This window comes from Actinophytocola sp., assembly GCF_050699935.1.
In the GTDB taxonomy this organism is placed as follows: Bacteria; Actinomycetota; Actinomycetes; order Mycobacteriales; family Pseudonocardiaceae; genus Actinophytocola.
In genome coordinates this window covers 37,802-44,511 of the sequence record NZ_JBOHGB010000048.1, presented here as the reverse complement: position 1 = coordinate 44,511, position 6,710 = coordinate 37,802, and the positions used below count along the sequence as shown (strand labels likewise).

The window sequence follows — 6,710 nt, the reverse complement described above, 5'->3', positions numbered from 1 at the left end:
ACGAGTTCGCGCGCGCCAACCAGGCGTTCCACGACATCCTCGCGGTGGGCCTGTCGCTGGGCGGCACGGTCACCGGCGAGCACGGCATCGGCAAGATCAAGCGCGAGTGGCTGGAACGCGAGATCGGCCCGGTCGGTCTGCGGGTGCACCGCACGATCAAGGCCGCGCTCGATCCGGAGAACCTGTTCAACCCCGGCTCGATGTTCGCGATGTCGTAGTCCGCTCGGTCAGCGCTGCTCGGTGACCTCGGCGGTCTCGGCCGTCGCGGCCGTCCCGTTGGTGGCCACCTGTGCGAGGCGCTTCCTGCGGCGCGCCTTGAGCACCTCGACGACGATCGGGATGATCGAGATGAGCACGATCAGGATCGCCATGGCCTCGATGTTGGTCCGCACGAACTCGATCTGGCCGAGGAAGTAGCCGAGGACGGTGACGCCGGTGGCCCACAGCACGCCGCCGATCGCCGAGTAGACGAAGTAGCGCTTCGGGTCCATCCGGCCGACGCCGGCCATCGCGGTGATGAAGGTCCGCACGATCGGCACGAAGCGCGCGAGCACGATGGCGCTGGCGCCGTACTTGTCGAAGAACTCGTGCGTCTTGTCGACGTGCTCCTTCCTGAACAGCCGCGAGTCCGGCTTGTTGAACAGCGCCGGCCCGGCCTTCGCGCCGATCCAGTAGCCGCAGACGTTGCCGACGAACGCGCACACGGTCAGCAGCACGCACGCCAGCCACAGCGGGGTCGCGATCGCGCCGGTCGCCACGAACAGACCCGCGGTGAACAGCAGCGAGTCGCCCGGCATGAAGAAGCCGATCAGCAGCCCGCACTCGGCGAAGATGATCAGGCACGCCACGGCGACCGCCCACGGCCCCATCGCGCGCAGGATGACCTCCGGGTCGAGCCAGGACGGCAGGAGCATGGTGTGGGTGGCGGCGGTCGCGAGCGTCACGCCGACCAAGGTACCGAACGCTAGAGAAGGGTCAGCAGGCCGACGACCGCTCCGGCGGCCAGGCCGAGGAGCAGCGCAAGCAGGATGATCCAGCCGACGGCGACGCCGCCCTGCGGTTCGAGCCGGGTCGTCCCCACGGCCGGCACGGGGGTGCGGACCGTGGGTGGGTCGGCTTCGGGCAGCGGGACGCCGCCGCCGGAGAGCAGGCCGTAGCCGCCGAGCGCGGGGCCGGTCGAGTCGACGTGCTGGGGCTCCGGCAGCGGCGTGCGAGCGGCGTGCGCGCGCAGCGCCTCGGCCACCAGCCGTTCCGGGTCGTCGGTCACGAAGGTGACGCTATACCCACGTGCCGGCCTTCATGACCGCGCTCGGGTGCAGCGTTTCGTCGAGCAGGACCAGGTCCGCGGCGTACCCGGGGGCGATCCGGCCGATGACGTCGCCGAGGCCGAGCAGCTCGGCGGGCCGGGTCGAGGCGGCCGCGACGGCCTCACCGATGCCGAGCCCGCAGCGGTGCACGACGTTGCGGAAGGCGGCGTCCATGGTCAGCGTGCTACCGGCGAGCGACCCGCCGCCCGCGAGCGTGGGCACGCCGTCGGTGACCGTGACCTCGAGCCCGCCGACGTCGTAGACGCCGTCGCCCGCGCCCGCGGCGGAGATCGCGTCGGTGATCAGCACGGTCCGGCCGGCGCCGGCGTGCCGCGCGGCGAGCCGGACCACGGTCGGGTGCAGGTGCACGAGGTCGCAGATCAGCTCGACGGTCACCCGCTCGTCGTCGAGCAGCGTGCCGATCGGGCCGGGCTCGCGGTGGTGGAGCGGGCGCATGCCGTTGAACAGGTGGGTGGCCACGCTCGCACCGGCGTCCACGGCGGGCGTCACGTCCTCGGCGAGGGCGTCGGTGTGGCCGACCGCGGCGAGCACGCCGGCGTCGACCAGCCGCTTGACGGCCGGCACGGCACCGTCGAGCTCGGGCGCGATCGTGACCATCCGGATGGCACCCCGCCCGGCGGCGAGCAGGGAGTCGACGGAGGCGGCGTTCGGCGGCCGGAGGACGGCGGGGTCGTGCGCGCCGCAGCGGGCCGCGGAGAGGAAGGGGCCCTCGAGGTGGATGCCGGCGAGCAGGCCGTCGGTGACGTGCTCGCGCAGCGCGGCCACCTGCTCGACGAGTACCGGGACGGGCCGGGACACGAGGCTCGCGAGCGTCGTGGTGGTCCCGTGCCGCCGGTGCGCCTGGACGGCGTCGCGCACCTGGCCGGGTTCGGTGAAGGAGGCGCCCCCACCCCCGTGGCAGTGGACGTCGACGAACCCGGGGACGACCCAGCTGCCCCGCGCGTCGATGGTCCGCGCATCGGGCCGGTCGGCCGGGGCGCCCGCGCCGACCGCGCTGATCGCGCCGTCCTCGACGAACACCCAGCCGGGGTCGAGCACGCCGTCCGGCGTAGCGACCCTGCCCCCGGCGATGAGCTGCGCAGCCATGCCACTCCCTTGAACCACGACCGGACCCTATTGGTCTATACCATAGTCGGTAACAGATCAACCGGTTGTGTACAAGGGCCTGGAAGGACGCCATACGGACGCTCGGCGCCGTGAAGGACGCCTTCCTGGCATTCGCGCTCGGGGCGACGGAGTCGGGGTCAGGTCGGCGGGCGCATGATCTTCTGCAGCGCGTCCAGGGCCCGGCTCGCGGTCGACTTGACCGTGCCCTTCGAGATGCCGGCCGCGTCCGCGATCTCCGCCTCCGACAGGTCGCCGTAGTAGCGCAGCACCAGCACCTCCCGCTGCCGGGGCGGCAGCTGCGACAGCGCGCGCACCACCGACTGGTGCTCGGCGGTCAGCATCGCCAGGCTCTCCGCCGATCGGGCGTTCACCTGGTGCGGCGGGGTGTACTCGCGCGCGGTCTTGCGGCGGCGCAGCACGCTGCGCGAGCCGTTGACCACGGCCGTGCGCAGGTAGCCGAGCGCGGCCGCCGCGTCACGCAGGTTTCCCCAGTTGCGGTGCAGGCCGGTGAACGCCTCCTGCACCACGTCCTCCGCCGTGGCCGGCTCGTCGACCAGCAGCAGGGCGAGTCTCACCAGCCGCATCCGGTGGGTCCGGTACAGGTCCTCCAGGGTGAGCGGCGCCGGTTCCGTCCCGGGTTTCGCGAAGCTCCCCGAGTCGATTGCCCGCAGGTGCCCGAGCGTGCGTTCGACGCTCCGCTCCGCGCTGTGTACACCGTCCCCGCTCACGTCGAAACCCTACCGGGGCGGCGCCCTCCACGGACAGGCACAAGTAGCGTTCGGAAACGTCGATCGAGCCGTGAGGAGAGCGGGATGGCCTGGTTCACCGTCGAGACCACCTACACCGACGACCGGGAGAAGCTCGCGGCGGCCCGCCCGCGCCACCGCGACTACCTGGGTCGGCTCGTCGACGAGGGCACCGTGACCGCCGCCGGGCCGTGGGCCGACGACTCCGCCGGGTTCGCGATCTACCGCGTCGCGGACCGCGCCGAGCTCGACCGGCTGCTCGACGCCGACCCCTACACCACCGGAGGAGTCGCCGAGTCGCGTGTGATCCACGAGTGGCGGCCGGTCCTCGGGCAGTGGGCTCAGTAGGTCCCGCCGAGCTTGCGGTGGTCCCAGCTGACGATCTTCGTCGGCGTGCAGATCAACCCGACCCGCTTCGACGCCTGCAGCCGGACGAACTGGGTCGCCGCCGTGGCCGCCTGCTCGCTCGGGGTGTACCGGCGCATCAGCTTCGTACCCACCAGCGCGACCTTCTCGGTCTCCTCCACCAGCTCGACGTCGCACTCCATCGACACCCCGCGCAGTTGGTCGTAGTTGTCACCGGTCTCGATGAGCACGGTCGCCTGCGGGAGCCGCCGCAGGTTCGCCGCCTTCTGGGACGCGCCGTAAGTCCACGTCGCGATGCCGTCCCCATGCGGGATATACCACAGGGCCACCAGGTGTGGCCGGCCGTTCGGCCCGATCGTCGCGAAGTTCGCGATCTTGCCCTCGCCGAGCAGGTCCCCGATCTCCTCGGGGGTCATGACGATCTGGGCCCGCCGCGACATCCGCGCCTCCCGAGTGCTCGTGGATCTCCCTTATAGCGCATCTCGGCTGCGTGCCGCAGCCCTGCCACCCGGGCCGACCAGGCTCGACTCGACCTCGCCGCGCTCCGCGATGTCCTTGAGCACCGCCTCGTCCGCGGCCGGCACGATCGTGCGTGCCTGCCGTTCGACCGCCCGCGGCAGCAGCGCGCGGATCAGCTTCGCGAAGCCCACCCAGCGCGGCACGTGCACGACGCGTGCCCGCGCCGCGATGCCCGCGCTGATCAGGTCGACGGCCACCGACAGCGGGTAGGTCCTGCCGGCGATCCCCTTGGTGGAGCGCCGCAACCCGCCGAACACCGGGTGCGCGTCGGCGTCGTTGACCATGTCGGTCGCGATCCACGTCGGGTGCGCGACGCCGACGTCCACGCCGAGGTGCTTGACCTCCGCGCGCAGCGAGTTCCCGAACGCCTCCACGCCGGCCTTCGCCGCCGAGTACGCCGCGTTGCCCGGGATGTGCACGATCGCCGCGGCCGAGGACACCAGCAGCGCGTAGCCCTTCGCCTCGACCAGGTGCGGCAGCGTGACCCGCATGGTGCGCCACACGCCCAGCAGGTCCACCTCGATCACCCGCTCGAACGCCGCGCGGTCGATGGAGCGGGTGAAGCCGGTGGCCGCGATGCCCGCGTTGGCCAGCACCACGTCGATCCGGCCGAACCGCTCGACGGCCGCGGCGACCGCGCGCTCGAGGTCCGCCCAGCGCGTCACGTCGGCCTCCCAGGCGCCGGCGTCCGGCCCGCACTCGGCGGCGACCCGTGCCAGCTCGTCCGCCTCCAGGCCGACGAGCGCGAGCTTCGCGCCACGGCGGGCCAGGTCCTTCGCGACGCCGGCGCCGATGCCCCGCGCCGCCCCGGTGATCAGCACGATCTTGCCGCGCACGCTCTTGCTGCCAACGCCGAACATGCCGCCTCCCGTCGAGAGTCCGGCGCCGAACTTACCATGAGTAACCTACTGTCGGTAACTGGCAATTGTGTACCGAATGTTTAGGAAGAACGGCTCTATGTGACCTCCCCTGGCTTCGACAGGATTCGGGGCCATGGCAGAGGTCTTCGATCGCCGTTCGGTCCTGAGGGCATCGGGTGTGGCCGCCGCGGGTGTCGCGGTCGGCGGCGCGGTCGCGACCGCCTCGTCGGTGTGGGCGGAACCCGACGAGCCGGTCTTCGCGCACGGCGTGGCCTCCGGCGACCCGCTGCCCGACGCGGTGCTGCTCTGGACCCGCGTCACGCCCACGCCCGAGTCGACGCCCGGCTCCGGCCAGGGCCCGAGCGCGACCGTGATCTGGGAGATCGCCACCGACGCGGCGTTCGCGAACATCGTCAGCTCCGGCGGCGTGACCACCGGACCGGACCGCGACCACACGGTCAAGGCCGACGCGACCGGCCTCGCCCCGGCGACGAGCTACTTCTACCGCTTCCGCCTCGCGGACGCGGTGTCCGCCGTCGGCACCACCCGCACGGCCCCCGCCGCGGACGCCGCGCTCGCGCATCTTCGGTTCGGCGTCGTCTCGTGCTCGAACCTGCCGCAGGGCCACTTCGCCGCCTACCGCTACCTCGCCGAGCGCGGCGACCTGGACGCCGTGCTGCACCTCGGTGACTACCTCTACGAGGGGGGCGGCGGGGCGATCCGCCCGCACGAGCCCGCGCACGAGATCATCACGCTCGCCGACTACCGACAGCGCCACGCGCAGTACAAGGGTGACGAGCACCTGCGGCGCCTGCACGCGGCCGTGCCCGTAATCGCGACCTGGGACGACCACGAGGTCGCCAACGACGCCTGGTCCGGCGGCGCGGAGAACCACCAGCCCGACACCGAGGGCGACTACGCCGCCCGCAAGGCCGCGGCACACCAGGCGTACTTCGAGTGGATGCCGGTCCGCAACGAGGCCGACCGGGTCTACCGGCGGCTGCGGTTCGGGCTGCTCGCCGAGCTGAACATGCTCGACCTGCGCAGCTACCGCTCCCAGCAGGCGAAGCCGTTCGACGACGACGTCGACGACCCGAACCGGACGATCACCGGCGCCGAGCAGCTGGCGTGGCTGCGCGACGGGCTGGTCGGCAGCGGCTCGCAGTGGAAGCTCATCGGCAACTCCGTGATGATGGCGCCGGTCCTGGTCCCGCCGCTGCCCGGCGACCTGCTCGGCCCGCTGCTGGAGCTGCTCGGCCTGCCCCGCGACGGCGGCGTGGTCAACCCCGACCAGTGGGACGGCTACGCCGCGGACCGCCGGCGGTTGCTGGACACGTTGGCGGACAACGGGATCCGCGACACCGTGTTCCTCACCGGCGACATCCACTCGTCGTGGGCGTGCGACGTCCCGCGCGACGCCGGCACCTACCCGCTGTCGGAGTCGGTGGCCGTCGAGTTCGTCGCCACCTCGGTCACCTCGGACAACATCGACGACATCGCGGGCGTGCCGCCGCGCACGATCGGCCCGGTCATCGAGAGCGCGCTGACCACGCTGAACCGGCACGTCAAGTGGGTCGAGGTCGACTCGCACGGCGCGTGCGTGCTCGACGTGACACCGGCCGCCGTGCAGATGGACTGGTACTTCCTCGCCAACAAGGAGGACCCCGCGAGCGCGCTGTCGCACGCGCGGTCCTACCGGGTGCGGGCCGGCACCCAGAAGGTGCGGCGGGTGGGCTCGCCGGCCGCGGCCGGCTGAGTCCCGCGCGGTTCACCGACCCGTCGGG

General features: G+C 72.4%; 9 protein-coding genes. 3 read left to right on the top strand and 6 right to left on the bottom strand.

All coding sequences use genetic code 11. The annotated features are described in order from the left end of the window. On the top strand, window positions 1-218 hold a 218-nt coding region (locus ACRDTB_RS17535), incomplete at its 5' end, for an FAD-linked oxidase C-terminal domain-containing protein (protein WP_431431528.1). Between the two features lie 9 nt (window positions 219-227). Here the strand turns inward: ACRDTB_RS17535 and ACRDTB_RS17530 are convergent. The 4 genes from ACRDTB_RS17530 to ACRDTB_RS17515 all read right to left on the bottom strand — a co-directional run bounded on the left by ACRDTB_RS17530 (window position 228) and on the right by ACRDTB_RS17515 (window position 3,163). Next, entirely contained in the window at window positions 228-944 is a 717-nt protein-coding gene (locus ACRDTB_RS17530) for a DedA family protein (protein WP_431431527.1), read from the bottom strand. 20 nt (window positions 945-964) lie between these two features. Then, window positions 965-1,267, bottom strand: coding sequence for a hypothetical protein (locus tag ACRDTB_RS17525; protein WP_431431525.1), 303 nt, complete (start codon window positions 1,265-1,267; stop codon window positions 965-967). Between the two features lie 10 nt (window positions 1,268-1,277). Further along, window positions 1,278-2,414: an N-acetylglucosamine-6-phosphate deacetylase gene (gene nagA, locus ACRDTB_RS17520; RefSeq protein ID WP_431431523.1), complete on the bottom strand. Its 1,137-nt coding sequence runs from the start codon at window positions 2,412-2,414 to the stop codon at window positions 1,278-1,280. Between the two features lie 158 nt (window positions 2,415-2,572). Further along, the gene (locus tag ACRDTB_RS17515) at window positions 2,573-3,163 is read right to left on the bottom strand and encodes a SigE family RNA polymerase sigma factor (protein WP_431431521.1); all 591 of its coding nucleotides are present in this window, start codon (window positions 3,161-3,163) and stop codon (window positions 2,573-2,575) included. Between the two features lie 84 nt (window positions 3,164-3,247). Here ACRDTB_RS17515 and ACRDTB_RS17510 point away from each other — a divergent pair, with 84 nt between their 5' ends. Continuing rightward, window positions 3,248-3,529, top strand: a complete 282-nt coding sequence (locus ACRDTB_RS17510; RefSeq protein ID WP_431431519.1) for a YciI family protein — start codon at window positions 3,248-3,250, stop codon at window positions 3,527-3,529. Here the strand turns inward: ACRDTB_RS17510 and ACRDTB_RS17505 are convergent. Then, the gene (locus ACRDTB_RS17505; protein WP_431431516.1) at window positions 3,523-3,987 is read right to left on the bottom strand and encodes a pyridoxamine 5'-phosphate oxidase family protein; all 465 of its coding nucleotides are present in this window, start codon (window positions 3,985-3,987) and stop codon (window positions 3,523-3,525) included. The two genes, ACRDTB_RS17510 and ACRDTB_RS17505, sit on opposite strands and share 7 nt — an antisense overlap. A 30-nt stretch (window positions 3,988-4,017) precedes the next feature. Then, window positions 4,018-4,926 (bottom strand): short-chain dehydrogenase/reductase, encoded by a 909-nt coding sequence (locus tag ACRDTB_RS17500; protein ID WP_431431514.1) that lies wholly within the window; start codon window positions 4,924-4,926, stop codon window positions 4,018-4,020. Window positions 4,927-5,059: 133 nt separating this feature from the next. Here ACRDTB_RS17500 and ACRDTB_RS17495 point away from each other — a divergent pair, with 133 nt between their 5' ends. Continuing rightward, on the top strand, window positions 5,060-6,682 hold the full coding sequence (locus ACRDTB_RS17495; protein ID WP_431431512.1) for an alkaline phosphatase D family protein: 1,623 nt from the start codon (window positions 5,060-5,062) through the stop codon (window positions 6,680-6,682). Window positions 6,683-6,710: the final 28 nt, after the last annotated feature.

Bases quoted from the DNA above. Each gene is read 5' to 3' on its own strand.
- ACRDTB_RS17500 (WP_431431514.1), bottom strand. From the start codon at position 4,926: ATGTTCGGCGTTGGCAGCAAGAGCGTGCGCGGCAAGATCGTGCTGATC.
- ACRDTB_RS17510 (WP_431431519.1), top strand. From the start codon at position 3,248: ATGGCCTGGTTCACCGTCGAGACCACCTACACCGACGACCGGGAGAAG.
- ACRDTB_RS17495 (WP_431431512.1), top strand. From the start codon at position 5,060: ATGGCAGAGGTCTTCGATCGCCGTTCGGTCCTGAGGGCATCGGGTGTG.
- ACRDTB_RS17505 (WP_431431516.1), bottom strand. From the start codon at position 3,987: ATGTCGCGGCGGGCCCAGATCGTCATGACCCCCGAGGAGATCGGGGAC.
- nagA (WP_431431523.1), bottom strand. From the start codon at position 2,414: ATGGCTGCGCAGCTCATCGCCGGGGGCAGGGTCGCTACGCCGGACGGC.